The sequence below is a fragment of the Methylococcus sp. S1M genome (genome assembly GCF_051295855.1).
GTDB classification, from domain to species: domain Bacteria; phylum Pseudomonadota; class Gammaproteobacteria; order Methylococcales; family Methylococcaceae; genus Methylococcus; species Methylococcus capsulatus.
Window position 1 is genome coordinate 710,545 of the sequence record NZ_JBPDXO010000001.1, and the last position, 24,399, is coordinate 734,943.

The window sequence follows — 24,399 nt, forward strand, 5'->3', positions numbered from 1 at the left end:
AAACACCCTTATGCCCGCACCAATAACGTCTCGCGCGAGTTAATAAGACAGAATCTGTCGAGATTCAATACAAATGCAACCACCATAAAATAGACAAATTGGGTGAAATAAGCACCTGCTATAGGCGCAGAAAAAACCGACGCAAAATACACGATCAACCACAGCAACAACATTATCTTAGCTTGATAGACAAACCTGTCGTTACCGCACTTGTGCCTTATCATCACGATTAGCGCACAAAAAAATGGAAGATATCTCAACATCAACCCAAAGTATCCACCCTCAGAAAACGCCTGAAATAAGCTGCTCTCGTAATGAGTATTATACTTCATGTCGTCGGCGAACGCGCCACTGGAGCTACCAAGACCGTTGCCAATGATAGAGTAGATGTCAAAATCCATAAACAGCTCCGCACCCTCTCGCCATCGCTCATATCTATGGTCGTTTCCTCTGTCTGCTTCATCAAAAGCGTTGCTGTATCTGTCAAGCAACATTGCCGACTGCTCAATGTCATCTATATATCTAACAAAAACAAATGAAAAAACAAAGATCATCACGCCCATCACCCCAAAAAATCCTTTTTTCCTCCTTATATAGCCAACGGAAAGAATGAATACCAACCCGACAAAAAAGGTGATCTCGAGCAATAGCGCAGATCGGCTCCCGGAAAAAAACAATCCAATGGGGGCCAAAATGAATAACATGGAAGAATAGACTGTATCTTTCTTATTTGCACTCGACATGAGCAGCAACGCGGCGGCAAGGACTGCAAAAAGCATAAACGGTGCGATTGTATTCGAAGCGCCAAAAAGAAAGCTCGCCCTACGTAATATTTGACGCTCGATTTGTTCATCCATCCCCCATTCACCGGTACGGGGAAGAAAATCGAGCCATCCGGTCAAATAATCGATAATCAACCCTACCGACGACACTACGCCCAGAATAGTGTAAAGCCGAAGAACGGACAATGTCTTACCCAGAGAAATTACCGAAACCGCAAAACCAAAAGCACCAACAAATCCGATGTATCCAATTACAGCATACCCAACTCTAATAATAGATATACCCTCAATCATCGAGGTAACGGCCAGCACGGCAACCATAATCATTAGCGCCTTGACTATAGCGCGAATATGTCCTGTCCGCCCATTGATGATAGACCGTTTGACGCTAATGACAGGAATGGATAATACCAATAGAACCAGTGCGAGCAGCTGTTTCCAAATCACGAGCGGGGTTCCGTTCAACGCATAGTTGATGATATCGTGGTTTGGCAACAAAATAGAAGCAAACCATCCAGCAATGTACAGCCGCCTTTCAGGCTTCAGCGATGAAATTGATACTGGCAAATATGTAAAACTAACCACAAACATAAACTTTCAAGCGCCTGATAAAAAAGATGATAGCTCTACTTATCTTTGCCGAGACCTCCCTTGCCATCAACAAGAAACACCCCTTTGCGAATCTTCTTGACGCAAAGGGAATATATGAATAGTACCTTGCCAGCTTGAAGTATGGATTTCCTGCACCGACAACATCATCGGACCTTGTTAAATATATATACTTTCCGTCGCCGATCCGAGATACATCGTGTTCATCGAGATCGAACAATAAATTCTTTTCCATCGGCCTAAACTGAGCACCAAAAACTCTGATGTACCTTTTGCAATCTCTAGAAGTTAGAGCATATTTCTTCTTCTTCAAAAGCTCCAATGGCTTTGTCCCATACAAATCGACTTCCAAATCTCTGCGATCCAAGCCCAAACCACGAAAAATTTCGTCATTGATCGGCTCCATATACGAATCATAGTATGCCAAGCCACCATCGAATGGGAAAAACTTGAATTCCTCCAATGGACGACACGCCATGCCTAATGGAACTTGATAGACATCGCTCCCGTCCTTCACATGCGACCCACCCGGATCGGAGCAGTTGGTCGAATATGTGATATATGGATAGTATATGTATTTATTATGCTCAACAATATAAGCGAAGAAATATTTCTTCCACGACGATTCAGGCCACTCTTTAACGTATTGCGGAAGCGCGCCGACATTATTGACAGAATTCTCATCGGCATTCAAATACCAGTCTTTGAATCTCGCCCACTGGTCACCTGTCCATGCTTGGCCCCACGAACAAGCAACCTGCATAAAATATCCGCTCGATCCGTTATATATCGGCTCAAATGGCAAACCAGCACATTCATTGAACTTCTGCGCATAAAGCGCGATTCCGGCAACCATTGTTTCATTCCGATAAAATTGCAAGGCATTGACGGCATAATCATAAAAGTATGGATCAACGTACAGATCATCTTCCAAAACAATCGCAGATCCATATTCCTCGGCTTTATCTCCACACCATATGATATGGCGACGTAAACCAATGTTTTCGGTTCGCCGAACCACTTCTACAGTACCGTGCCGGAAGTCAAACTCCGTTGCGGTCCTGACTACTTCAGGACTCGCTCCGCCGTCCAGTGAGATTATCAATTTGACGGGGAACGAATATGATGCCGACTGAATAGAGTTCAACAAACGAGCAAGGGCTTTTTCCCTCCTGAATGCCGCTACTACAATCACCGGTTTCATGTGGAATCTTACGTTGTTCTTCAAACCGAACAGGTTTGTTTGTTGGTTTTCAACCTGAATACAGCAATATAGCCAGTGGTTCTTGACAGCATGTTGAAAGTGATTGCCTTCAATATCAAGAAAAACCGCGAAATGAAGAAAAACAAAAACCTGTTTGGCAGTGTCCTTATATATCTCGAACGCATGTTATAAGGAATCAGCGAATCGCGGCGGAATCGAATATCGACCAGTTCGAGCCTGAACCTGGAATGATACTGTCTAGAAGCATTGCGATCAGAGAACAACAGAAGCAATCCTTCTGGATAATATGGCTTTATATGGTCGATGTCGGCAAAAAATCCATCATATAACGTTGGCGTCAATACGACCATTATCGCCTCTTCGCTTGCGCGAGAAAAATAGCCTTCGAGGAAGCTCACGATGCCTGGGTAACCCAGATGTTCTATCACATGAGAAAACAAGATGACATCAAAACCCGTTTCGCCCATCTCGGTATCGAGATAACACTCGCAACCCGCGGCCGTCGCCTTTTTCACCATCTCGGGAGAGATATCGACCCCAACGATATTCTGATATCCCATGCCCTTCAGCAGCAACATGTTTTCACCAATCCCGCATCCTACATCGAGAATCCGCGCGGACTTTCGGACATATCTGCCAAAGCATGACGCCAAGGTTTTTCTATCGAATTCTTGCATATATTCCGTCTACGGTTTCGTGAATATAAAAAAACGATGATAGGGCATCTCGTGAACTCGGTAGGTTTTTTCCAGCACCGCATGAGCAGTCAAATCACCGACGATGCGTGACAGCGGATAACCACGCTTGTTTATTTCCCAATAATGGTGCCCATCGAACGTATGTTCCGGCGAACGGAGCTGCGGGCGCGGCACAAGAAATGGGTGCGTACCGAATTTGGGCACATGGATCTGGTACCGCCATACCCCTCTGGCATCGGGCAGGCTGATGACCACATGGCGTTTACTGACGCGCACCATCTCAGAAAACGCTTTCAATGAATGCTCATACGGCAGGTGCTCCAGCATCTGGAAAGCGCAAACCACGTCATAGGTCGCATCTTCGAAAGGCATGTCGGTTGCGGAAGCCACATGATCGGGCTTCAGTTCCGGATCAAAATCCAGGGTTTCGACCGCTATTCCCAGTGCCGTCGCCATGTGCTTGAATAGTCCGGGCCCCGGGCCAATCTCGAGCACCTTTTCCGGATCGAGCCGTTGGACTTCATCGAGCTGATGCCAGAGGCTTGACCATCGCTCCTTCGACATATAACGATGAAACTCATAGATGGATTTATCGACTTGTTTTTCAAAACGCATATCAGACCGTATCCGCTATTGATTTGAGCAGCGGCTTGCCGCTGTGAACGATGACCCACAGGATCAGCCACGCATAGGCGACAACGCCGAACCCCGAAAACAGGGCGATTGCCGCTACATCGCTTTTGAAAACGACATAGCCGAGATAAAGCGCGAGCACCTTGGTGCCCGTACTGAACAACTCGTAGATGAGCAGGCCGCGTTGAAGCCCCAACGCCGGAATGGCCGATACGGCCGGCTTGTTGATGTATTGGAAGAAAAGCCAGAGCGACAGCCATTGTGCATAGACGCCGGCGGTTTCCCATTCCTCTCCAAAAATCAATCCAAACAGCATCGGGCCCGCGGCGATCACGACAAGGAAAGGCAGCGCGCCGCTGAGCGCCAGACCCAGGGTCGCCTTGACGATCAACCCTTTTGCATCTTCCCCGCGATGTATTGCCTCGTTGATGCGCGGGTAAAAGACCTGCATGACCGATGTGCCGATAAGGCCAGCAGGCAAAGCCAACACGCCGGAAGCGATAGAAAAGAAGCCGACCTCGGATGGACCGAAACAAGTGGCGAGCATCATGACCGGCAGGCTTTGCGAGAAGGTATTCAGCAATTCTTGCGGGGTACGATACAGCGGGAAGTCACGATGGCTCTTGGCAAGCGTCCATGCGTTCGAGGGGGGATCCGAAACCTTTGCCGCAACCGGCTGGATTGCGCGTGACATGCGCCAGCCAAACAGCGCCATGGCCGTTCCCAGCAGGCCATTCAAGATGTTCATGACAATCAGCGCTATCGCTGCCGGGTAGGCGAATCCCAATCCCGCTTTCGCCGAATTGATCAAAAGCGCCTGCCAGATTGCGATTCTGGCTGTCAACGCGAAGGCTTTCTTCCTTATCAGCCACTGGCTGGCCACCCGGTTGACGACGGAGACCATCATGAACACCGGGATGAGGTAGATGAACGCAGCAATCTTGCCGGCGTTCAGCAAGTCAAGCAGTTCGGACCCATAGAGAAACAAAAGGACGGCTGCCAGGATGCACATGCCGATGCCGATATAGATCGACAGCCGGGCCAGTCCGGACGCCTCGGCATCGCTTTTAGGCAGGACGATGGCAACCGGGTAGTTCATGGCCGCGACGGTCCCGAGTATACCCGCGACGGACATGAACACGCCCTGGATGCCGTATGCCTCGGGGCCATAAAGACGGGTGACGATGGGCGAAAAGGCCATCGTAATGCCCTGAGCAGCCGCCGTACCGCCGGCAACCGCGAGGACATTGCGAACGAACGGCCGTCTGGTGAACTGAAATATCGTGTGGCGCACTGACATAATTTTTCAGCGAGTGGCGGGTAACCCGGATGCAACGCCGGGGCATCCGGGGCTCCCAATCCGGATCAAGCCGGAAAGGCCGGGTAGCGCGCGGCCAGACACCGGAACGGCGCGGGCATCGCGGTCGTAGGAGTTCATGACTGGCGCCCGGCCAAGATGTGCCGCATGGCTTCGGGACCGGGTTCCAGCCGGATGAGGTCGTTCAGCGTGTCGTCCGCTCCTGCCATGCCGGGTTCGCTCATCCGCCCTTCGTCCGTCAGGAAGTACCGTTGACTGGAGCGCCAGGCACCCAGCCCCGCCGGCTCGATCGACTCGGCCACTTCGCAGGCGGCCCGCCAGTGGCTTTCGCCATCGTATATCCCGATGGGAAAGATCGGGGGGTGATTTGTTCGGCTCCACGATCCGGCCCCTTTTCACCAGGTCTTGATACAGCCGGCCCGCATACACCAGGCTGCGCCGCACCATCCAGAGGGCACGGCGGCCTTGGAACTCGATGAGCAGGTAGACATGCGGCCCGTCGTCCTCGGGCGTCACCCGCCAGATGGCGTCGTCTTCCCGTTCGCGCAGGTCGTCGGTGACATGACCGCCGCCCCCCTTCTCCAGGCCGCCGTAGTCGACCCGGGACACCCCGTCTTCACGCACGAAGCCGCGTGGCAGGTCTTCCACGATGAGGGCGCGGGCGAAGACGTGCCTGTACGATCCGTCATGCATGGTCGTGCAGCAGGTTCCGGTTCGGCAATGGGTGGGGCCTGTTCACCAATGAGAGCCTGCTTTTCAGGTCTCGAATACCGCGGAAAGGCTTTCCGCGTCCAGCAGGCGTTCGGCCCAGGCCTCCAGCCGTTCGGGCGGCGCCTGCTGGATGCGTAGTTCGGCCCACTCCGGCAAAGGCCCAAAGCGACGGATGAGCAACCGGCGCAATACCAGAGCCTCCCCCATTCGGCGCCCTTCCTGACGGCCTTCCTGACGCCCTTCCTGACGCCCTTCCTGACGCCCTTCCTGACGCCCTTCCCGACGTCCCTCCTGGCGTCCTTCGGCGAGAACCTCCTGGTAAAAGCGGGTTTGCCTGAGATCGATGTCGGTAATGCCCAGCATAGCTTGTATCTCCTCGCGGCTGCTGCGCGGTAGTTTGTAGATCAGTATGGTTTCGATGAAATTGAGCAGTTCCAGGTCCTGGACTGGCCGCTGGATCATTCCGGCGGCACGGGCCAGTGCGACGTCAGTATCGTCGACGATCAACCGCAACAAATCCCAACCCGGGGTTTCGCTATCTTGCCCGCTGAGGACACCGAGGTCTACCCGCCGCACTTCCGGCAAACTCAGCAGGTTGGCGTAACCGCGGGGAATGCGCTCGATGCCGGCGCTGGGATACAGGACCAGAGCGCGCCATTCGCGGGGATGCGCCAGCCGTTGCAGGTAGAGGAAGATTTCGGCGAACAGGCGCCGATACAGCGTGTCGTCGGGCTGAAACTGGACTTCGATGAAAACATGGGGGTCGTCGCCGTCTTCGATCGGCGACAGCACGCCATCGATCCGGAAAGCGGCCTGTTTGAGCTCTTCGGACCGGAAGCGGTAGTGAGCCGCCCGGCCAGGGTCGAGGCCAGCCAGATCAAGGGCCACCGCCGGCCATTGACGAAAGAGTTCATGAAACAGGGTGTCGGTCTTCACAACCGTCCATCGACTTGATGGGCCGGAAACAGGTACTTGACGTCGTACAGCACGGCGCCGGGACGGCCATGGGCGCGGATGGCGAAGGCGCCCTGCCGGCGGAACTGGTCATGGGCGACCGCCAGGACGATGGCGTCGTACCGTCCGACGGGGGGGCTTTCGAGGACGTCGATGCCATATTCATGCATGGCCTCTTCCCGGTCGATCCAGGGATCGTGGACTTCCACCTCGGCGCCGTAGCTCCGCAGTTCGTCGATGATGTCGACGACGCGGCTGTTGCGCAGGTCCGGGCAGTTTTCCTTGAAGGTGTGAGGCCGAGGATGAGTATCTTCGAGCCGCTGGCCGAGCCGGAAGTCCGCTGGCGGGAATGGTCGAAAGCATGACGCCTCACTGCACGTTCAACACTTGAACACCAAGCATAGCCGGCCGAAGCGGGGCGGCAAGGGTCCTTTCGAAAAATTTTTGGGGGTTGCCGGAGAAATTAAGAGCCCTTTCACCCCGCGAACTCGCCGGTCTCTTCCAGGAATGCCTTGTAGGTTCGTTCGAGGCCTTCCCGCAAGGGAATCCTGGCCCGCCATCCGCAGTCGGCCAGCCGTTGAACGTTCAGCAGCTTGCGCGGCGTGCCGTCGGGCTTGGCGGTGTCGAATACGATTTCTCCCGCAAAGCCGGTGATTTCCCCGATGAGCTCGGCCAGCTCCCGGATGGTGATGTCCTCCCCGGTGCCGACGTTGAGATGGCTCTGCATGGGTTCCGTGCAACCATCATAGGCCGCCTTGTCGAGATCCATGATGTGCAGGCAGGCTTCGGCCAGGTCGTCCACGTGGAGGAATTCGCGCCGTGGGCGCCCGCTGCCCCAGATCACGACGTTGGGCGCCCTGCTCGCCTTGGCTTCATGGAAACGCCGCAGGAGCGCGGGGATCACGTGGCTGTTTTCCGGGTGGTAGTTGTCGCCGGGGCCGTAAAGGTTGGTCGGCATGGCACTGCGGTAGTCGGTGCCGTACTGGCGGTTGTAGGACTCGCAGAGCTTGATGCCGGCGATCTTGGCGATGGCGTAGGGCTCGTTGGTAGGCTCCAGCATGCCGGTGAGCAGCGCGTCCTCACCCATCGGTTGCGGCGCGAACTTGGGATAGATGCAGCTGGAGCCCAGAAACAGCAGCCTTTGCACGCCGGCGCGCCAGGCTTCGTGAATGAGGTTGGCCTCGATCATCAGGTTCTGGTAGATGAACTCGGCGGGATAGGTATTGTTGGCATGGATGCCGCCCACCTTGGCGGCGGCGACGTAGACCTGGTCGGGCTTCTCGGCCTGGAAAAACGCGCGGACGGCGGCCTGGTCGGTGAGGTCCAGCTCGGAGCGGGTACGAGTCAGGATGTTGGTGTGGCCGCGCCGCCGCAGCAGCCTGACGATGGCGCTGCCGACCATGCCGCGGTGGCCGGCGACGAAGATGCGGGGACTGGCTTCCATCGCCGTCTACTCGTTGTAATCGTAGGCGGTGAAGCCGGCCATCTTGACGAGGGCATCGCGCTTCGCGGCCGCGTAATCGCTCTGCACCATTTCCTTGACCAGTTCCCGCAGGCTGGTCTGGGGGCTCCAGCCGAGTTTCTCGCGCGCCTTGCTGGCATCCCCGAGCAGAGTCTCGACCTCGGTCGGACGGAAATAGCGCGGATCGACCCGGACGATGACGTCTCCGGCTTTCACCTTGACGTCCTTGTTGGATACGGCCACGACTCTGCCGGTTTCGCGTTCGCCCTCCCCTTCCCAGGCCAGCGAAATTCCCAGTTCTTCCGCGGCGAAGTCGACGAACTGGCGGACGCTGTACTGGACCCCGGTCGCAATCACGAAGTCGTCGGGCTGGTCTTGCTGGAGCATCAGCCACTGCATCTCGACGTAGTCGCGGGCGTGGCCCCAGTCGCGCAAGGCCGACAGATTGCCGAGGTAGAGGCACTCCTGAAGGCCGAGCGCGATGCGGGCGATGGCGCGGGTGATCTTGCGGGTGACGAAGGTTTCGCCCCGCACCGGACTTTCGTGGTTGAACAGGATGCCGTTGCAGGCGTAGATGCCGTAAGCCTCGCGGTAATTGACCGTGATCCAGTAGGCGTAGAGCTTGGCGACGGCATACGGGCTGCGCGGGTAGAACGGCGTGGTTTCCTTCTGCGGAACTTCCTGCACCAGGCCGTAGAGTTCCGAGGTGGACGCCTGATAGTAGCGGGCTTTCTTTTCCATTCCGAGGATACGGATGGCTTCCAGGATGCGCAGGGCGCCGATGCCGTCCGCATTCGCGGTGTATTCCGGCTCCTCGAAGCTGACCGCGACGTGGGACTGGGCCGCCAGGTTGTAGATTTCGTCCGGCTGCACCTTTTGGATGATGCGGACCAGACTGGTGGAATCGGTCAGGTCGCCGTGGTGCAGGATGAAGCGGCGGTCCTTCACGTGCGGGTCCTGGTAGAGGTGGTCGATGCGATCGGTGTTGAAGAGCGAGGTCCGGCGCTTGATGCCATGGACTTCGTAGCCCTTGCCGAGGAGGAATTCGGACAGGTAGGCGCCGTCCTGGCCGGTGACGCCGGTGATGAGAGCGATTTTTCGGGTCATGGTTTGGTCACGGGGTTTTGAATGGACTTTTCGCCGGGTGCGTTCGAATCCGCAGCCGTCGACAGCTCGACGTGCAGCGCGGCGATCTCGGCGCGCAGCGCTTCGTATTCCGCCTCCTTGCGCGCCAGGTAGGCACGGGTGAGGCTGAGCTTCTGTTCGATGCCTTGCGGGGTCAGCAAGTAGAGATAACCCAGCTTGCTGCCGCTGCGGCGGAAGTTGCCGGCCTTGATGAAGCCTTTTTCCAGCAGTGCCTTGAGGAGATAGTTGGTTTTTCCCAGGCTGATGCCGAGCCGCTCGGCAAGCACCCGTTGGCTGATGCCCGGGGAATCCTCCAGGTTCTTGAGAATCCGCAATTGGGCCTGTTCACGAGGGGTCATCGGTTCGGCGCAAGGTCTGTTCAGGCGTTGAACGCAGCTTAGCAGCCAAACGGGTTACGTCAAATTCGAGCGGCTTCGGTCGTCCATCGTCCGACGCAAGCGCACGCAAAGATTACGATCTTCGTCGGTCCCGGTTCCGGGGCGCGGGCCCGGACCCCGCCCGCAGGAAACGGCGCGCGGGTTTCAGTAGCCGAAGCCACTCCCCATCATCCACATTTGCGGATTTTCCGTCATGTCGAGCTTGAGTTCGGACGCCATGAGCCGCTTGTCCGCCTGGACTTTCCGGGCGGCGAGCTGCTTCAGGCGGTCTTCGGCCTGCTGGTCTCCGACGTAGACACAGTCGCAAAGCTCGTCGTCGGCATAGAGGTAGGTCACGGCCTTGCCGGTCCGGTGCGCGACCAGCTGGCGCTGCGGGATCTTTTCCAGGTTGGCCTGCTGCTGCGGATTCTGGGCGTAGAAGGTCGTGAACCCGGAGGCGGAAAGCAGTTCTTCGACGCTTTCGACCTTCTCTTCCCTCCCCGCACACCCCGCAAGGAGGAAGAACACAGACGCGACCACCGGAACACAACATTGGGCTGCGCCGCTCATCGGCGCCATCCGCCGCGTCGTGTTCATCCGCCGGTCCTTCACAGACCGGCTTTGCCTCGTGTCGAGCCATTTCGGTTTCATGTCCACAGATCCGCCAGTGAAAAAGTCACGGCATCGAAAGGCGTCAGACAGACCGGATCGTCGTCCTTGAAGATGCCGAGCAACAGCCAGGAACCGTCGCGCAGCTCGAATCCCTCGAGGATGCGCGCCTGCGGATCGACCAGCCAGGCATGGGCCACGCCGCGGCGGGCGTACAGCGGCAGCTTGATGGCTCGGTCCTTTTTGGCCGTATTGGGCGAGAGGATTTCGCAGACCCAGTCCGGCACCACTTCGAAACGGTGGTCCTCAGGCACCGCGGGCATGCGCTCGCGGCGCCAGCCGGCAAGATCGGGCACGACGACTTCGACGTCGCGGACGAAGTGCAGTTCCGGTTCCGGCAAAATCCACCAGCCGCCAGGGCCGCCCCGGCCTTTGTCAAAAGGTCCGCCCAGTTCGATGTTAAGGCTGCGCTCCACTAAGGCGTGCGGTCCGGCAGGCCGAGGCTGGGCGTAAAGCTCGCCATCCACGATCTCGCCGACCAGATTGTCGGGCAGCGCCATCAGACGCTCATAGGGTGTCGGTGCGGCTACGGCTCGTGCTTGTCCCATGGCTGTCGTTCCCCATTCGAAGGCCGCGCACAGTGTGCCGGCTTCGCGCCAGCGACGCAATGCGGCCGCTTCGAACGGTTTTTCCGTTCAAATGCCCCGCAACCAATGGTTCATAACAACCCCGGCCGGGCCGGCAGGGGTGGAAAATCGTCCATCGTTTCAGGCAAACGGCTTATTGGCACTAAATTTGCTTGTCCTGCGTATCCCTCTCGCCTTTCCCCAGGTTCCTCCATGACATTACTTCTGGCCTATGCCTCCGTGGCGGCCGCGCTATCTTCGGGTCTGCTGGCGCTGCTGGGGGAGCACCGCGCCGCCTGGACGGGACCGGCGCTGCAGGTCGCCAAGCTGGTCCGCATCCCCGTTCCCCTGCGCCCGAAGCCGGCGGTCGGCCATCATCGGCGCTTGCCGCACGCCTGGCGGCGCATGGTGTTCGCTCTGCTGACGGCGTCCGGCGTGTCGGCCCTGGGGGCGGGCCTCCTGCAGCTCCATGCCGATGCGGCGGTTTCCGGCCAACTGCCTTTCGGTCTGCCCTGGCTGCATTGGCATGTGCGGCTCGATACCTTGTCGGCCTTCTTCCTCGTGGTGCTCGGCCTGGGCGTCATCGCCGCGGGCGTCTACGGTCCGGGCTACACCCGCCAGTTCGCCGGCCAGTACTCGTTCGGGGCGCTCGGTCTCTTCACCGGCTCGTTCGTGGCCGGCATGGAGGGGGTCCTGATCGCGGACGATGCCTATCTCTTCGTGATCGCATGGGAGGCGATGACGGTATCGAGCTATTTCCTGGTGGGTTACCAGCACGAGCATGCCTCGCACCGGCGGGCGGCTTTCCTCTACCTGCTGATGGGCGAGGTAGGCGCCATCGCCATCATCCTCGCGTTCGGCATCCTGGCCGCGGCTTCACACAGCTTCGCCTTCGACGCCTGGCGGGACGCACACGTCACGCCGGCCTGGGGAACCGCCGCCTTCCTGCTGGCCCTGGCCGGGTTCGGGATGAAGGCGGGTCTGGTGCCGCTTCACGCCTGGCTGCCGGAAGCCCACCCCGCCGCGCCGGCCCACGTTTCCGGCCTGATGAGCGGGGTGATGCTGAAGATCGCGGTCTACGGACTGCTGCGTTTCGCGTTCGACCTGCTGGGCGACGTGCAGTGGTATTGGGGCGCGATCGTGCTGGGCCTCGGAACCGGCTCGGCGGCGCTCGGCATTCTGTACGCGGTGGTGCAGAGCGACCTGAAGCGCCTCCTGGCCTACTCTTCGATCGAGAACATGGGGATCGTGTTCATGGGGTTGGGCCTTTGCATGGTCTTCATCGGCAAGGGACACGTGCAGCTCGGGCTGATCGGCCTGGTCGCCGCCCTGTATCACGTGCTCAACCACTCATTGTTCAAGAACCTGCTGTTCCTGGCGGCGGGCTCGGTGGTCCACCAGACCCATCGGCACGATCTGGAACACATGGGGGGTTTGATCAAGCGCATGCCGGTCACCGCCGGACTGTTCCTGGTGGGCTCGGTCGCGATCGCCGGCCTGCCGCCGCTGAACGGCTTCGTCTCGGAGTGGCTGACCTTTCAGGCAGCGCTGCAGGCGGCGTCGGTCATCGACAACGGTATCCTGCGCAGCATGGTCTCGGTGGCGGCGGCGATCCTGGCGTTCACCGCCGCCGTGGCCGCGGCCTGCTTCGTCAAGCTCTACGGCGTGGCCTTCCTGGGCCAGCCGCGCGAGCGGCGCTCGGCCCATGCCCACGAGGTGTCGCATTCCGGCATGCTGTGGGCGCCGGCCATGCTGGCCGGCCTGTGCCTGCTGCTCGGGGTGCTTCCGACCTGGGTGCTCGACGCCATGCGCCCCATCACCCGCCAACTGCTCGGGGAAACCCTGACCAGCGCTTCGGCCCGAGGCTGGCTGTGGCTGACGCCGGGCGGCGTCAGCACGGCTTCGTACTCGGCCCCGCTGGTGCTGCTGGCGATGGCGCTGGCCTGGTGGCTCCTGCGCCGGCTCGAGCGTCGCGGGCCGGCGGCCGACGTCCGGCGCGCGCCGGCCTGGGATTGCGGCTTCGGGGGACTGAGCCCCCGCATGCAGTACACCGCCGCCGCCTTCGCCCAGCCGGTCAGACGCATCTTCGCGCCGGTGTGGGAGACCGTCGAAACCTCGACCCCGGAGACGGCGGCCGCCAATCCCTTGCAGGTCACCGCCCTGAGCTACCGGCTGGAGATCGGGGACCGCTCCTGGCGCTGGCTGTACCTGCCGCTGACCCGTGTGGTCGAGGATTTGGCCCGCCAGACGGCGCGGATCCAGACCGGGCAGGTGCGGATCTACATCGCGTATTCCTTCATGACGCTGATCGTTCTCCTGGGAGTCGTAAGCTGATGGACTGGTTGCTCGCCCTGATCCAGGCCGTGCTGTTCACGCTGCTGGCGCCGCTGTTTTCGGGCTGGCTCAAATGGGTCAAGTGCCTGCTGCAGAACCGCCGCCCGCCCCCACCGTGGCAGCCCTACCGCGACCTGCGGAAGCTGTTCGGCAAGCGCCCGGTGGTCGCCGACACCGCATCGTGGCTGTTTCCGGTCACGCCCTACGTCGTGTTCTGCGCAGCGGCCCTGTCCGGCGCCATCGTGCCGTTCTTCGCCGTAGACCTGCCGACGGCGGCCATCGCCGACATGATCGTGCTGGTGGGCTTCTTCGCCCTGGGCCGTTTCTTCCTGGCCCTGGCCGGGATGGACGTCGGCACCGCCTTCGGCGGCATGGGCTCGTCGCGGGAGATGACCATCGCCTCGCTGGCGGAACCGGCCATGCTCATGGCCATCTTCACCCTGGCCCTGACCGCCTCCACCACCAATATTTCCGTCGCCATCGATTATCTGCTGGACACCGGCCTGGCGCTGCGGCCTTCCTTCCTGTTCGCGCTGGGGGGGCTGCTGCTGGTGGCGGTGGCGGAAACGGGGCGCATCCCCATCGACAACCCGGCGACCCATCTCGAGTTGACCATGATCCATGAAGCCATGATCCTCGAATACAGCGGCCGCCATCTGGCGCTGATCGAATGGGCCGGCCAGATCCGGCTGATGCTGTACGGCGTGCTCATCGCCAACATCTTCCTGCCCTGGGGACTGGCCCGCGAATTCACGCCCGAGGCGCTGGGCATCGGGGCCGCGGCCATCGCGGCCAAGCTCGGGGTGCTGGCGATCGTCCTCGCCCTGGCCGAAACCTCGGTGGCGAAGATGCGGCTGTTCCGGGTCCAGGAGTTCCTGGGGTTCGCCTACCTGCTCAGCCTGCTCGGCATGCTGAGCCACATCATCCTGGAGGTCTAGGCGTCATGCCCGCTCCGGCTTACTCGATCTACGAACAGGCGATCCTGTTCATCGCCGCCCTGGTGGTCTTCTCTTCGTTCCTGATGCTGGGCCAGAAGCGCCTGTCCGGCATGATCCATCTGTTCGCGGCCCAGGGCGCCCTGCTGGCCGCCACCACCGCGCTTGCCGCCTACACCCTGCCCTATCCGCACCTCTACATTTCCGCTCTCATCATCGTGGCGCTGAAAGTCATCCTGATACCGGCGATGCTGCACCGGCTGATCGTCCGGCTGGCCATGCACCGCGACGCCGAGCCGCTCTACCTGTACGGCTACGTCATGATGACCGCGGCCGCGCTGGTGATGTTCAGCTACTACGTGGTGGAGCCGATCGAGCACCTCTCCACGCTGGCGACCCGCAACGCCATGGCGGTGAGTTTGGCGGTGGTGCTGCTGGGAATGCTGCTGATGATCACCCGCCGCCAGGTCGTCACCCACGTGATCGGCTTCATGGCGATCGAAAACGGCCTGTTCTTCGCCGCCGTGGCCTCGACCCAGGGCATGCCGATGGTGGTCGAACTCGGCATCGCTTTCGACGTGCTGGTCGCCGCCGTCATCTTCGGCGTGTTCTTCTTCCATATCCGTTCCAGCATCGACTCGCTGGACGTGGACCGGCTGAACCGTCTGAGCGAGGTGGAACCGTGAGCGCAGTCTACTGGATTCTGGGCATCCCCTTCGCCGGGATGCTCTATCAGGCCTGGCGCGGCGATGCGCCCGAGGCCGGGCGGCTCAACACCCGCTTGTGCGGCCTGGTCTTCCTGACTTCGCTGGTGCTGGCGGTCGAGGTGTTGCGCCAGGGCACCATCGAGCTGGCTGACCTGCAGTTCCGCGTCGATGCCTTCAACGTCTACCTGGTCGTGCTGACCGCCTTCGTCGGAACGACGACGGCGATGTTCTCGGCGCCCTACATGGCCAACGAGCGTGAACACGGGCGGGTGAACGCCGCGCGCATGCGGCTCTACCATGCCATGTACCAGGGCTTCATGCTGACCATGTACCTGGTGCTGACCACCAACAACCTGGGGCTGATGTGGGTGGCGATGGAAGGCGCGACCCTGGCCACGGTGCTGCTGGTCAGCCTGTACCGCTCCCCGGAATCGATCGAAGCGGCCTGGAAATACTTCATCCTGTGCGGCGTCGGCATCGCCCAGGCGCTGTTCGGCACCGTGCTGCTCTACTTCGCCGCGGGCCAGGTGGAAGGGATGGGCGAGCACGGACTGCAATGGTCGGTGCTCTACGCCCATGCCGCCGAACTCAATCCCACGGTCATGAGCATCGCCTTCGTGTTCCTGCTGGTCGGATACGGCACCAAGATCGGGCTGGTGCCTCTGCACAACTGGCTACCGGACGCCCATTCCGAAGGCCCGACGCCGATGTCGGCCATCCTCTCCGGCCTGCTGCTGAACGACGCGCTGTATGCGGTGGTGCGCTCCAAGATGCTGGTGGACGGCTCGCTGCAAAGTCCGCTCGCCGGCCGGCTGATGATGGGCTTCGGCCTGCTGTCGTTCCTGGTCGCGGCGCTGTTCCTGCACCGCCAGCGCGACGTGAAGCGGCTGTTCAGCTATTCCTCGATCGAACACATGGGCATCATGACCTTCGCCTTCGGCCTGGGTGGCCCGCTGGCCACCTTCGCGGCGCTGATGCACATGACGGTGCACTCGCTCACCAAGTCGGCGATATTCGTCACCGTCGGCCATGCCGCCCAGATCACCCGCACCCAGCGGATCGAGCACATCCGCGGCCTGCTGCGGACCCAGCCGATGGTCGGCTGGGGGTTGGTGCTGGGGGTGGTGGCGATCGCGGGGATGCCGCCGTTCGGCGTCTTCACCAGCGAATTCCTGGTGCTCACCGCCACCATGCAGGAATTTCCCTGGCTGACGCCGCTCCTGCTGCTGGGGATCGCCATCGCCTTCGCCGGGCTGTTCCGCCATCTGCACCCCATGGCCTATGGCCCCCGACCGGCAGGACAGGCGCCGGTGCAGGCCAACCTCTGGCCGGTGATGGCCCATCTCGGCATCGTCCTCTGGCTGGGGCTCGCGATTCCGGGCGTGCTGGCCGACTGGTTCAGCCAGGCCACGCGGCTCATAGCCGGGAGCGCGCCGCTATGACCGCCACCCGAACCGCCGTCAAGGAGGACGGATTCATGGTCATCGATCGGCTGACGGCAAGCTTGCAGAGCCTGGGAACCCCGGAGTTCGGCAACGAGAAGGCCCAGGCAGGCGCCGTAGGGCCCGCCCTGCTGTGTCCGGTCATCCCCGAGGACTGGGGGGATGCCGCCGAAGCCGCCGCGGCCCAAGGCTGCCGCTGGGCGGCAGGCTGGGGCGAGGCCCGCGGCGAAAGCTGGGTCGTCAATGCCCTCCTCGAAAAATCCGGCGACTACCTGCTGCTCAGAACGGTGCTCCCGCCGGGCCGGACCGGCCTGCCCTCGCACACGCCGCACTTCCCCGGCGCGGCCCGTCCCGAACGTCATACGCGGGACCTGCTGGGGCTGAAATTCATCGGCCATCCCGACGACCGGCGCTGGGTGCGCCATCAGGCCTGGGGTGAACGCGAGTTCCCGCTGCGACCGGATTTTCCCCTGGCCGGCCAGCCACCGGCCGTCACGGCGCCGGACCGGAGCTATGGGTTCGCCTCCGCCCATGGCCCCGAGGTGAACGAAATCCCGGTCGGCCCCGTCCATGCCGGCATCATCGAACCGGGGCATTTCAGATTCCTGGCGCTGGGAGAAACGGTGCTGAACCTGGAAGAACGCCTCGGGTACGTGCACAAGGGTATCGAGAAACTGGCCGTGGGCCGTGATCCCGAAGGACTGGCGCGACTGGCGGGGCGGGTATCCGGCGACACGACGGTGGGTCACGCCTGGGCCGCGTGCCAGGCCATGGAACACGCCGCCGGCGTCGCGCCGCCGGAGCGGGCCCTGTGGCTGCGGGCGATCTTCCTCGAACGGGAGCGGGTCGCCAATCATCTCAACGACATCGGCGCGATCTGCAACGACACGGCCTTCGCCTTCGGTCACTCCCAGTTCAGCCGCCTGCGCGAACTCTGGCTCCGCGACAACCTGCGCTGGTTCGGCCATCGCCTGCTGATGGACCGGATCGTGCCGGGCGGTGTCGCCGTGGACCTGCCGGCGGAAGCCACCAGCGCGATGCCGGCCGCCATGGCTGCCTTGCGAAGCGAGCTGGAAGAACTGAAGCCGATATTGGATGAAAGCACGATCTTTCAGGACCGCGTGGTCGGAGCGGGCGTGCTGCCGGAACGCGTCGCCCGGGAACTGGGCTGTCTGGGCTACGTGGCCCGGGCCTGCGGCATCGGCCGCGACGTGAGGGAGCGGGCGCCGCACGCACCGTACGACCGGCTGGGGGTCAAGGCCGTCACCCGCGGCGACGGCGATGTCGCTGCCCGCCTGTATGTCCGTTACGAAGAGCTGTTCGCTTCGCTGGACATCCTCGACCAATGCCTGCGGCGGATCGAACCGGGACCGCTGCGGGCCGACTGGCGCACCCCTCCGGCAAATGCCGAGGGACTGGGCCTGGTGGAGGGGTGGCGCGGCGAAATCGCCACCTATGTGCGCTTCGACGGCGCCGGCAGCATCGTCCGCTTCTTCCCCCGCGACCCCAGCGTCTTCAACTGGCCTGCCCTGGAAAAACTCATCCTTGGCAACATCGTGCCGGACTTCCCTCTGTGCAACAAGTCGGTCAACGGCTCGTATTCCGGCCACGACCTCTAGGAGCCGCCACCATGAACAAGCTATTGAGCAAGATTGCCCGTGTAGGCATCGTGACCGAAACCTTCAAGCCGCTGACCGACCCCGAGCTGGACCGCCTGGGTGCGGAACTCAAGGCCGTGATCGACGGGCGCTTCGCCGGGAGCCTCGCGATCCGGCAAGTCGACGCCGGTTCCTGCAACGCCTGCGAGCTGGAGATCGCCGCGCTGGGAAATCCCTTCTACGACATCGAGCGCTACGGCGTCCATTTCGTCGCCTCACCCCGACATGCCGACGTGCTGATGGTGACAGGACCGGTTTCCCGCCACATGCAGGCGGCGCTGCAGGCAACCTGGGAGGCGACGCCGGAGCCCAAATGGGTCGTCGCGGTCGGAAGCTGCGCCGCCGACGGCGGCGAATTCGGCGTGAACTACGCGAGTTGCGGCGCGGTGGGCAACGTGCTCGCGGTGGACGCCGTGATCCCCGGCTGCCCGCCGACGCCGGCGGTTCTGGTCCGCGGCCTCCTGTCCCTGATCTCGCGGTAGAGAACCACAGCTTCAACGCCGCGTTTGAGAGTGGCCGGCAAAAGCGGCACAGCTTCCGAATTCCGTGGCTGTCGAAGCCAGGCACCAGGCCTGGTCCCGCCGTTGCTGCAGCAAGCTGAGATGGCGGTTGAGGAGAGGCCTGACGCTCTCGTTGTAATGCGTCGGCACCAGCCAGATGTCCGGCACCTCCCGCTCGACGAAGCCGAACAGTTCGTCGGTGAACGCCGCGCTCACGCTCTCCACCCCGGAAAAATCGAGTTCGATCCAGTTGCCGGCCTTGCGGCCGAGACTGGCGATCACCGAGTGCGCCTGACGGACCGAGTCGAGCGCTTGGGTTCTGGGACTGGCATAAGCCAGCAGATGGATCGTGGCTGCTTCGTTGCGGGAGGGATCGGTCGAGTTCATGGCATCGGCGAAGGACGAGCGGTGGTTCCGGATAAGGGAAAACACGGTTCGTGCCAGCTCAACCACGCGCAAAAACATTGACTTACATGAGGACCGTTAGAATTTCTCCACCTTGATGGGGGAAATCCACCCTCGGCGCTTGGGGATTCCAGCCGACCGCTGGACTCCCCCCGCCTCGGGCTCTTGTCTGTAAAGCCGCCATCACGGAACATTCCGGGCCGGATCTTCCTGCCAGTTGCCCAATAAGGAGAAGCATGGACGAGAACGATCGGAACATTCATGGCGTACTGTTCGACTTGGACGGCGTGCTTTATGTGGACTCGCAACCCATCCCCGGCGCCGTGGAGGCCGTCGCGAAGATCAAGGCCAGCGGTGTGAGCTGCCGTTTCGTCACCAACACCAGCACACTGTCCCTGGCCGCGCTGGAGCGAAAGATCATAGCGCTGGGTTTTCCCGTGGAACGAAGCGAAATCCTCAGCGCCCCACAAGCCGTGCTGCGCCATCTGCAAACCACGGGCATGCGGGCCCACCTGCTGCTGGAGGACGACGTGAGGGCCGATTTCGCCGGGGTCCCCCAGGCATCGATGGAGGATGCCGACGCCCTGGTGCTCGGCGATACCGGCGCCGTCTGGACCCATGACTGCCTCGACCGGATGTTCAACGCCATCATGCGGGGAGCGCAGTTGATCGCCGTGCACAAGAACCGTTTCTGGCAAACCGGACGGGGCCTGCGCATGGACATCGGCGGACTGGTGGCCGCGCTCGAATACTGCGCCGGCGTGCGGGCATTGGTCATGGGCAAACCATCGGCGGATTTTTTCGCCGTCGCCCTCCGGGACATGGGGCTGCCGCCCGAGCGCACCGCCATCGTCGGAGACGACATCGAAGCGGACATCGGCGGCGGTCAATCCGCGGGGCTTTACGGCATCCTGGTCAGAACCGGCAAGTTCCGGCCTTTCCAACTGGAAACCGGCTCCATGCAGCCCGACCGGATCATCGACTCCATCGCCGATTTGCCGGATCTTCTGGTGGATACTCTATTTCCGTAGGTCCTGCCCTCCCTCCCTCGAGAACCATCGACTATATTTGATCTGGCTTGGATTCCGCGCGGTTGCGGAGAGCTGCGCGTTCTTCACTTTTCGGGCAAATCATCAGATCCATGGCACTGATCGACGATATCCTTGGCTACTTCGGCAATGCGAGTCCGGTCCTGGTCTCGGGCGGCGGACTCGCATTCACCGCCCTTCTCATCCACCTGCTGAGCAAACCCGCCGAACGCGTCGGCCTGATAGACCGGCCGGGGGGGCGGAAGACGCACGAGGGACTGGTCCCGCTCACCGGCGGGCTGGCCATCTACGGCGGTTTCGTCTTCGCCTCGAGCTGCGGCACCGGAATCGTTTCCCCCATTTTGCTGCTGGGGATGGGACTCGTCCTGGTGGTCGGCCTGATCGACGACCTTTACGGGCTGTCCGCGCGATTCCGGCTCGTGGCCGAAATCTGTGCCGCCCTGATCATGGTGGTGTGGGGAGGAAAGATGATCCATGATCTCGGTGACATCGTCGGCACAGGATCGCTGCGGCTCGGTCTGTTCGCCATCCCCTTCACGGTCTTGTGCACGGTGGGATTCATCAACGCCTTCAACATGTCCGATGGCATTGACGGCTTGGCCTCGGGCTGCGCCATCACGGCCATGTCATGGTTCATCGTCGCGACCTGGCTGGCAGGGCAACCGATAAATCCCAAGGAATGGGTTCTGCTGGCGGCCATTCTCGGCTTCGCCGCCTACAACGTGCGCCACCCCTTGCGCAAGAAGGCCTCGGCTTTCCTCGGTGATTCCGGCAGCATGCTGCTCGGCTTCGCGTTGTCCTGGGTCGCCATCCAGATGGTGGAGGGAGGGCCGAACCGCATCCTCTCACCCATCGCGGTGGCATGGGTGCTGGCGCTGCCTGTCATCGACACGGTCAGACTGATGCTTCAGCGGGGACTGCGGGGCGGCAACCCCTTCGTGGCCGACCGCGAGCATCTCCACCACATCCTCCTGCGGAAAAACCTGACGCCCGGGCAAACCTCGTGGCTGCTGGTGGGCATCAATGGGATGCTCGGCGGAATCGGCGTAATAGCCCACCATCTGGGTGTGCCCGACTTCTGGCTGACCATGGGATTCATCGGGATTTTCGTGGCGCATTACCGGCTGACGACTTACGGATGCCGCCTGGACCAAGCCGATCCCGCCGCTCGGCCTCTGCCGGTACCCGAGAGTCTCAATGCCCTGTCGGTCCGGCACTGCCTACCGAAGGCAGCCGAGTTGCCCATCGAAGTCAACCCCACATCGGACGGCATCGACCGCTACCGCGAACAGCGGCTCCGGCACTATTGACCGGCGCCCGCCGGCGCTGCGGGTCTCCACCCGGAGGCGACCTCCCGGTCCAGCATGTCCAGGAGGCTCTGTGCGTCGTCGGCGATCCGCGGATCGCCCGTCATTTGGGCACGCACGATGGCACCGTCGATGATCAGTAACGCCAGCGCGGCCACTCGCCTGGATTCGCCCCTCCCGGCCGCATCGAGCCGATCGGCGAGGTAGTCGATCAGGTCCTGCTTGTGGTCCAGCACCCGCCGGCGTTCCTCCGCCGAAAGATCCGCGGTCTCCGTGGCGGTATTGATGAAGGCGCAGCCGCGGAAGTCGGGCGACTCGAACCATTCCCTCAGGAACCCGGCGATAAAGCCCAACCGGAACCGCCCTTCCCGCTCGCTCTGCGCTTCGATACGCGCCTTGAACCAGTCCATCCAGAACGCATGGCGCCGGTCCAGGAACGCAAGCACGAGATCCTTCTTCGACGGAAAATTCCGGTAGAACGACATCTTGGCCACGCCCGATTCGGCAATGATCTTGTCCACGCCGGTGGCGCGTATGCCTTGCTGATAAAACAGCCGCAGGGCGGTTTCCAGAATGCGTTCGCGCGCCGTGCCAGGGTTTTCGGTTCTCATGGCATCCATCTTGACAGACGGGTCTGTCTCGTCAATGATGGAGACAGGTCTGTATCATTCCCGTCACCGCCCATCCTCCGGAGAACCGCCATGGCCGTCAAACCCGGATTCCGCCTGGGAATCTATGTCTGCAAGGATCTCGAAATCGTCGACTTCGCCGCGCCCTACGGCGTGTTCTCGGTCGCTCGCCGTTTCGACCCCGAGCTGGACGCCTTCTTCGTGGCCGAATCGCTGCGGCCGGTTCAGGCCCAGGCAGGCTTCACCGTGCTGCCGAACTACGCATTCAACGACCGTCCGGCGATGGACGCCTTCCTGATTCCCGGGGGATTCGGCACCCGCCAGGAGATCAACAACGGCAGGCTGCACGACTTCATCCGCGCCCTGCCGGAATCCACCCTGCTGGTCTCGGTCTGCACCGGCTCCTGGATCTACGGCCGGATGGGCCTGCTCGACGGCAAAGCCGCCACCAACCGCAAGGAACCCGACCGGGTGGAGCAATCGGGCCACGGCAAGACGCCGATCGACCGCCTGGCGGAGATCGCCCCAAACTGCCGCATCAGCCGGGCGCGCGTCGTCGACGCCGGCCGCATCGTCACCGGCGGCGGAATCAGCTCCGGCATGGAAATCGGATTCCATCTGCTGCGTAGGGCCGGCTACGGTGAGGACTTCATCCGCGAGGTCGCGCGGGTGATGGAATATGGCGCCGCCTACGAAATGTACTCGAAAGACGTCGAGTATGCGGCTTAACGCCGCGTATAGCGGTGCTTCACGCCGGCCGGAAAGTACTCCGGATCGGCGAAAGGACGCAGCACTACACGGGGAGTCTGCCGAGCCTCCGGCGTGTAATGGGCGAACTCGCTGTTCAGGCGCAAGAGCTCCGTCCGCACCGACTCGGCGATTCTCGCCGCCTTGGCCTCGTCGGCTTCCACACCGGGCAACAGTTCCACCGTCAGCAGGAGCTCGCGGTCCCCCGCCGCATCTTCCGGCGTCTCCAGCACGAACTTGCCGCTGACCCAGTCGACGATGCCAGGCCGTTCCAGGCCCACCGTCACGTTCTCCGGATAGATGTTGGCCCCGTAATACGAGACGGTGAAGTCGGCCCGCCCGAACAGGTAGAGGAAAGGCAAAGGCCGCTCGCCCCAGGCCGGATCGAATCCGTATTCGGAGAGATCGCGCGCGTCCCAGTCGCGCAGGAAGTCCCGCATCTCGGCATAGCCGACCAGCCCGCCCCGGTCGGCGATGTGGTAGCGGATCAGGGGCACGCCGTTGTCGCCGGTCACCACCAGCGTACCGTCGTGCAGTTCGAAATAGCGGCTCAGGGGATCGTACTGCACCAGCGTCGGCAGCCTGGACTCGCCGAACAGCTCGCGGGCGGCCTCGGGGTGGGCCGCGAAAAAACGGCGTATGGCGATGCTCAAAGGCGTTTCGTTGCCCAGGACGCCCCCATCGGCGGTGCCGTAGAGCGATGCGGTGTCGTAGCAGGGCGAGTCGGACCCGATCCGGGCGCAGACGAGGGAGCGCCATTCCTCGCTGAACACCTCGCCAGCGAACACCAGCTTCACCGCATGGCGTTCCCAGGAAATCCCCGCGGCCGCTCCGCTATCGATCACGTCTTTCACGAACGGCGGATAACCCAGCAGCACCGTCTGCTCGAAATGCGGCGCCAGCTCACCGATCACCCGGAAAATTTCATCGGGGCGGTTACCGGGCGTCGCCACCGTGACCGGATACCCCTTGCGGGCGAGATGCCACAGGCAGGAGGTGGTGTAAATGCCGCCGACCCAGTTTCCCAGGGCGAAACAGACTACCGCCAGGGTGCTGCGGGCGTGGGTCTGGAAGGCATCCCGGAACACCTGCTCGAACCGCAATGCAACGTCGAGTTCGTGGTGCAATGCCCTCGGCCAGAAGGTCGGCTTGCCGGTCGAACCGGAAGACACCGCGACCCTGTCGCAGGCCGCCAGGCGCCCGCCCCAGCACCGCTCGGGCAGAGGATAGGCATGCATGTAGGAGGGCTTGTCGGTCAGAGGCAGGAGCGCGAAGTCGGCGAGGGTCCGCACCGCGTCCGGACGAATCCCGTGCGCCGCCAGAAAAGCCCGGTAGGCCGGCACTTCCGCCGCCGCGCGCAGGAACAGCGACAGCGCGGCAGCGCCGGGATCGCAGGCCAATCGCTCGGCCATCAAATCCTCGAGGGAGCGATCCAGAAACCGCGTCGGCTGATCGGCGAAAAGGGGGAAGGTCATGGGCTGGTCTCAAGGTCCTGGAGATTGAAGATGATAGAGCCACTGCGACTTGGGGGATAATCCGAGTTTCCAACACTCCTTG

At 61.6% G+C, this 24,399-nt stretch carries 26 protein-coding genes and 1 pseudogene; 10 read left to right on the top strand and 17 right to left on the bottom strand.

Translation table 11 applies throughout. The annotated features are described in order from the left end of the window. Positions 1-8 precede the first annotated feature (8 nt). The 9 genes and pseudogenes from ACSHWJ_RS03165 to ACSHWJ_RS03205 all read right to left on the bottom strand — a co-directional run bounded on the left by ACSHWJ_RS03165 (position 9) and on the right by ACSHWJ_RS03205 (position 7,172). A complete protein-coding gene (locus tag ACSHWJ_RS03165) occupies positions 9-1,373 on the bottom strand; it encodes an O-antigen ligase family protein (protein WP_432539286.1) in 1,365 nt (454 codons plus the stop codon). After that, entirely contained in the window at positions 1,360-2,595 is a 1,236-nt protein-coding gene (locus ACSHWJ_RS03170) for a hypothetical protein (protein WP_432539287.1), read from the bottom strand. Before ACSHWJ_RS03170 ends, ACSHWJ_RS03165 begins: the two co-directional genes overlap by 14 nt. 20 nt (positions 2,596-2,615) lie before the next feature. Continuing rightward, positions 2,616-3,293 (bottom strand): class I SAM-dependent methyltransferase, encoded by a 678-nt coding sequence (locus tag ACSHWJ_RS03175; protein ID WP_432539288.1) that lies wholly within the window; start codon positions 3,291-3,293, stop codon positions 2,616-2,618. A gap of 9 nt (positions 3,294-3,302) precedes the next feature. Then, complete coding sequence (locus tag ACSHWJ_RS03180) at positions 3,303-3,929, bottom strand: class I SAM-dependent methyltransferase (protein ID WP_432539289.1); 627 nt, start codon at positions 3,927-3,929, stop codon at positions 3,303-3,305. Position 3,930: 1 nt separating this feature from the next. Next, positions 3,931-5,247: a lipopolysaccharide biosynthesis protein gene (locus ACSHWJ_RS03185; protein ID WP_432539290.1), complete on the bottom strand. Its 1,317-nt coding sequence runs from the start codon at positions 5,245-5,247 to the stop codon at positions 3,931-3,933. Positions 5,248-5,381: 134 nt separating this feature from the next. Further along, the gene (locus tag ACSHWJ_RS03190; protein WP_017364173.1) at positions 5,382-5,567 is read right to left on the bottom strand and encodes a hypothetical protein; all 186 of its coding nucleotides are present in this window, start codon (positions 5,565-5,567) and stop codon (positions 5,382-5,384) included. A 100-nt stretch (positions 5,568-5,667) separates the two neighbouring features. Continuing rightward, a pseudogene (locus ACSHWJ_RS03195) lies at positions 5,668-5,958 on the bottom strand (Rpn family recombination-promoting nuclease/putative transposase); the annotation flags it as partial. 63 nt (positions 5,959-6,021) lie between these two features. Beyond that, positions 6,022-6,912 carry a DUF2887 domain-containing protein gene (locus tag ACSHWJ_RS03200; protein WP_051220202.1) on the bottom strand — a complete coding sequence of 297 codons (891 nt, stop codon included), beginning with the start codon at positions 6,910-6,912 and terminating at the stop codon, positions 6,022-6,024. Further along, positions 6,909-7,172 (bottom strand): UDP binding domain-containing protein, encoded by a 264-nt coding sequence (locus ACSHWJ_RS03205; RefSeq protein ID WP_432539323.1) that lies wholly within the window; start codon positions 7,170-7,172, stop codon positions 6,909-6,911. The genes ACSHWJ_RS03200 and ACSHWJ_RS03205 overlap by 4 nt, the downstream gene beginning before the upstream one ends. Between ACSHWJ_RS03205 and ACSHWJ_RS03210 the strand changes: the two genes are divergently transcribed. Continuing rightward, positions 7,095-7,295 (top strand): hypothetical protein, encoded by a 201-nt coding sequence (locus tag ACSHWJ_RS03210; RefSeq protein ID WP_432539291.1) that lies wholly within the window; start codon positions 7,095-7,097, stop codon positions 7,293-7,295. The genes ACSHWJ_RS03205 and ACSHWJ_RS03210 overlap by 78 nt on opposite strands. Before the next feature lie 110 nt (positions 7,296-7,405). Here the strand turns inward: ACSHWJ_RS03210 and fcl are convergent, their stop codons facing one another. The 5 genes from fcl to ACSHWJ_RS03235 form a co-directional block, all read right to left on the bottom strand. Continuing rightward, on the bottom strand, positions 7,406-8,374 hold the full coding sequence (gene fcl / locus ACSHWJ_RS03215; RefSeq protein ID WP_017365098.1) for a GDP-L-fucose synthase: 969 nt from the start codon (positions 8,372-8,374) through the stop codon (positions 7,406-7,408). A 6-nt stretch (positions 8,375-8,380) separates the two neighbouring features. Further along, positions 8,381-9,499 carry a GDP-mannose 4,6-dehydratase gene (gene gmd, locus ACSHWJ_RS03220; protein WP_017365099.1) on the bottom strand — a complete coding sequence of 373 codons (1,119 nt, stop codon included), beginning with the start codon at positions 9,497-9,499 and terminating at the stop codon, positions 8,381-8,383. Then, a complete protein-coding gene (locus ACSHWJ_RS03225) occupies positions 9,496-9,876 on the bottom strand; it encodes a MarR family EPS-associated transcriptional regulator (RefSeq protein ID WP_017365100.1) in 381 nt (126 codons plus the stop codon). The genes gmd and ACSHWJ_RS03225 overlap by 4 nt, the downstream gene beginning before the upstream one ends. A 183-nt stretch (positions 9,877-10,059) precedes the next feature. Then, positions 10,060-10,545: a hypothetical protein gene (locus ACSHWJ_RS03230; protein ID WP_435920135.1), complete on the bottom strand. Its 486-nt coding sequence runs from the start codon at positions 10,543-10,545 to the stop codon at positions 10,060-10,062. Further along, positions 10,542-11,111, bottom strand: coding sequence for a Uma2 family endonuclease (locus ACSHWJ_RS03235; RefSeq protein ID WP_218797567.1), 570 nt, complete (start codon positions 11,109-11,111; stop codon positions 10,542-10,544). The genes ACSHWJ_RS03230 and ACSHWJ_RS03235 overlap by 4 nt, the downstream gene beginning before the upstream one ends. 105 nt (positions 11,112-11,216) lie before the next feature. Between ACSHWJ_RS03235 and hyfB the strand changes: the two genes are divergently transcribed. The 6 genes from hyfB to ACSHWJ_RS03265 are packed head-to-tail and all read left to right on the top strand — an operon-like array spanning position 11,217 to position 18,687. Next, a complete protein-coding gene (gene hyfB / locus ACSHWJ_RS03240) occupies positions 11,217-13,463 on the top strand; it encodes a hydrogenase 4 subunit B (RefSeq protein ID WP_432539293.1) in 2,247 nt (748 codons plus the stop codon). Then, positions 13,463-14,401 (top strand): respiratory chain complex I subunit 1 family protein, encoded by a 939-nt coding sequence (locus tag ACSHWJ_RS03245; RefSeq protein WP_432539294.1) that lies wholly within the window; start codon positions 13,463-13,465, stop codon positions 14,399-14,401. The genes hyfB and ACSHWJ_RS03245 overlap by 1 nt, the downstream gene beginning before the upstream one ends. Before the next feature lie 5 nt (positions 14,402-14,406). Beyond that, positions 14,407-15,084: a formate hydrogenlyase gene (locus ACSHWJ_RS03250; RefSeq protein ID WP_218807043.1), complete on the top strand. Its 678-nt coding sequence runs from the start codon at positions 14,407-14,409 to the stop codon at positions 15,082-15,084. Then, positions 15,081-16,547, top strand: a complete 1,467-nt coding sequence (locus ACSHWJ_RS03255; RefSeq protein ID WP_432539295.1) for a hydrogenase 4 subunit F — start codon at positions 15,081-15,083, stop codon at positions 16,545-16,547. Before ACSHWJ_RS03250 ends, ACSHWJ_RS03255 begins: the two co-directional genes overlap by 4 nt. Next, the gene (locus ACSHWJ_RS03260; protein WP_249385418.1) at positions 16,544-18,166 is read left to right on the top strand and encodes a hydrogenase large subunit; all 1,623 of its coding nucleotides are present in this window, start codon (positions 16,544-16,546) and stop codon (positions 18,164-18,166) included. The genes ACSHWJ_RS03255 and ACSHWJ_RS03260 overlap by 4 nt, the downstream gene beginning before the upstream one ends. A gap of 11 nt (positions 18,167-18,177) precedes the next feature. Continuing rightward, a complete protein-coding gene (locus ACSHWJ_RS03265; protein ID WP_432539296.1) occupies positions 18,178-18,687 on the top strand; it encodes an NADH-quinone oxidoreductase subunit B family protein in 510 nt (169 codons plus the stop codon). Positions 18,688-18,699: 12 nt separating this feature from the next. On the opposite strand, the gene ACSHWJ_RS03270 is transcribed toward ACSHWJ_RS03265, so the two are convergent. Further along, a complete protein-coding gene (locus ACSHWJ_RS03270; protein WP_432539297.1) occupies positions 18,700-19,137 on the bottom strand; it encodes an STAS-like domain-containing protein in 438 nt (145 codons plus the stop codon). A gap of 209 nt (positions 19,138-19,346) precedes the next feature. Here ACSHWJ_RS03270 and ACSHWJ_RS03275 point away from each other — a divergent pair, with 209 nt between their 5' ends. Together ACSHWJ_RS03275 and ACSHWJ_RS03280 are read left to right on the top strand one after the other, a co-directional pair. Next, positions 19,347-20,141 carry a TIGR01458 family HAD-type hydrolase gene (locus tag ACSHWJ_RS03275; RefSeq protein ID WP_432539298.1) on the top strand — a complete coding sequence of 265 codons (795 nt, stop codon included), beginning with the start codon at positions 19,347-19,349 and terminating at the stop codon, positions 20,139-20,141. Positions 20,142-20,251: 110 nt separating this feature from the next. Next, positions 20,252-21,469 (top strand): MraY family glycosyltransferase, encoded by a 1,218-nt coding sequence (locus tag ACSHWJ_RS03280; RefSeq protein ID WP_432539299.1) that lies wholly within the window; start codon positions 20,252-20,254, stop codon positions 21,467-21,469. Here the strand turns inward: ACSHWJ_RS03280 and ACSHWJ_RS03285 are convergent. Further along, positions 21,463-22,077, bottom strand: a complete 615-nt coding sequence (locus ACSHWJ_RS03285) for a TetR/AcrR family transcriptional regulator (RefSeq protein ID WP_432539300.1) — start codon at positions 22,075-22,077, stop codon at positions 21,463-21,465. The two genes, ACSHWJ_RS03280 and ACSHWJ_RS03285, sit on opposite strands and share 7 nt — an antisense overlap. A gap of 90 nt (positions 22,078-22,167) precedes the next feature. Here ACSHWJ_RS03285 and ACSHWJ_RS03290 point away from each other — a divergent pair, with 90 nt between their 5' ends. Further along, positions 22,168-22,824, top strand: coding sequence for a DJ-1/PfpI family protein (locus ACSHWJ_RS03290; RefSeq protein ID WP_367027066.1), 657 nt, complete (start codon positions 22,168-22,170; stop codon positions 22,822-22,824). Here ACSHWJ_RS03290 and ACSHWJ_RS03295 read toward each other — a convergent pair. After that, complete coding sequence (locus ACSHWJ_RS03295) at positions 22,821-24,317, bottom strand: phenylacetate--CoA ligase family protein (RefSeq protein ID WP_432539301.1); 1,497 nt, start codon at positions 24,315-24,317, stop codon at positions 22,821-22,823. The two genes, ACSHWJ_RS03290 and ACSHWJ_RS03295, sit on opposite strands and share 4 nt — an antisense overlap. Positions 24,318-24,399: the final 82 nt, after the last annotated feature.

Bases quoted from the DNA above. Each gene is read 5' to 3' on its own strand.
- ACSHWJ_RS03260 (WP_249385418.1), top strand. From the start codon at position 16,544: ATGACCGCCACCCGAACCGCCGTCAAGGAGGACGGATTCATGGTCATC.
- gmd (WP_017365099.1), bottom strand. From the start codon at position 9,499: ATGACCCGAAAAATCGCTCTCATCACCGGCGTCACCGGCCAGGACGGC.
- ACSHWJ_RS03235 (WP_218797567.1), bottom strand. From the start codon at position 11,111: ATGGGACAAGCACGAGCCGTAGCCGCACCGACACCCTATGAGCGTCTG.
- ACSHWJ_RS03170 (WP_432539287.1), bottom strand. From the start codon at position 2,595: ATGAAACCGGTGATTGTAGTAGCGGCATTCAGGAGGGAAAAAGCCCTT.
- ACSHWJ_RS03275 (WP_432539298.1), top strand. From the start codon at position 19,347: ATGGACGAGAACGATCGGAACATTCATGGCGTACTGTTCGACTTGGAC.
- fcl (WP_017365098.1), bottom strand. From the start codon at position 8,374: ATGGAAGCCAGTCCCCGCATCTTCGTCGCCGGCCACCGCGGCATGGTC.
- ACSHWJ_RS03225 (WP_017365100.1), bottom strand. From the start codon at position 9,876: ATGACCCCTCGTGAACAGGCCCAATTGCGGATTCTCAAGAACCTGGAG.
- ACSHWJ_RS03290 (WP_367027066.1), top strand. From the start codon at position 22,168: ATGGCCGTCAAACCCGGATTCCGCCTGGGAATCTATGTCTGCAAGGAT.
- ACSHWJ_RS03185 (WP_432539290.1), bottom strand. From the start codon at position 5,247: ATGTCAGTGCGCCACACGATATTTCAGTTCACCAGACGGCCGTTCGTT.
- ACSHWJ_RS03295 (WP_432539301.1), bottom strand. From the start codon at position 24,317: ATGACCTTCCCCCTTTTCGCCGATCAGCCGACGCGGTTTCTGGATCGC.
- ACSHWJ_RS03175 (WP_432539288.1), bottom strand. From the start codon at position 3,293: ATGCAAGAATTCGATAGAAAAACCTTGGCGTCATGCTTTGGCAGATAT.
- ACSHWJ_RS03230 (WP_435920135.1), bottom strand. From the start codon at position 10,545: ATGAAACCGAAATGGCTCGACACGAGGCAAAGCCGGTCTGTGAAGGAC.
- ACSHWJ_RS03245 (WP_432539294.1), top strand. From the start codon at position 13,463: ATGGACTGGTTGCTCGCCCTGATCCAGGCCGTGCTGTTCACGCTGCTG.
- ACSHWJ_RS03280 (WP_432539299.1), top strand. From the start codon at position 20,252: ATGGCACTGATCGACGATATCCTTGGCTACTTCGGCAATGCGAGTCCG.
- ACSHWJ_RS03210 (WP_432539291.1), top strand. From the start codon at position 7,095: ATGCATGGCCTCTTCCCGGTCGATCCAGGGATCGTGGACTTCCACCTC.
- ACSHWJ_RS03165 (WP_432539286.1), bottom strand. From the start codon at position 1,373: ATGTTTGTGGTTAGTTTTACATATTTGCCAGTATCAATTTCATCGCTG.
- hyfB (WP_432539293.1), top strand. From the start codon at position 11,217: ATGGTTCATAACAACCCCGGCCGGGCCGGCAGGGGTGGAAAATCGTCC.
- ACSHWJ_RS03180 (WP_432539289.1), bottom strand. From the start codon at position 3,929: ATGCGTTTTGAAAAACAAGTCGATAAATCCATCTATGAGTTTCATCGT.
- ACSHWJ_RS03265 (WP_432539296.1), top strand. From the start codon at position 18,178: ATGAACAAGCTATTGAGCAAGATTGCCCGTGTAGGCATCGTGACCGAA.
- ACSHWJ_RS03250 (WP_218807043.1), top strand. From the start codon at position 14,407: ATGCCCGCTCCGGCTTACTCGATCTACGAACAGGCGATCCTGTTCATC.
- ACSHWJ_RS03285 (WP_432539300.1), bottom strand. From the start codon at position 22,077: ATGAGAACCGAAAACCCTGGCACGGCGCGCGAACGCATTCTGGAAACC.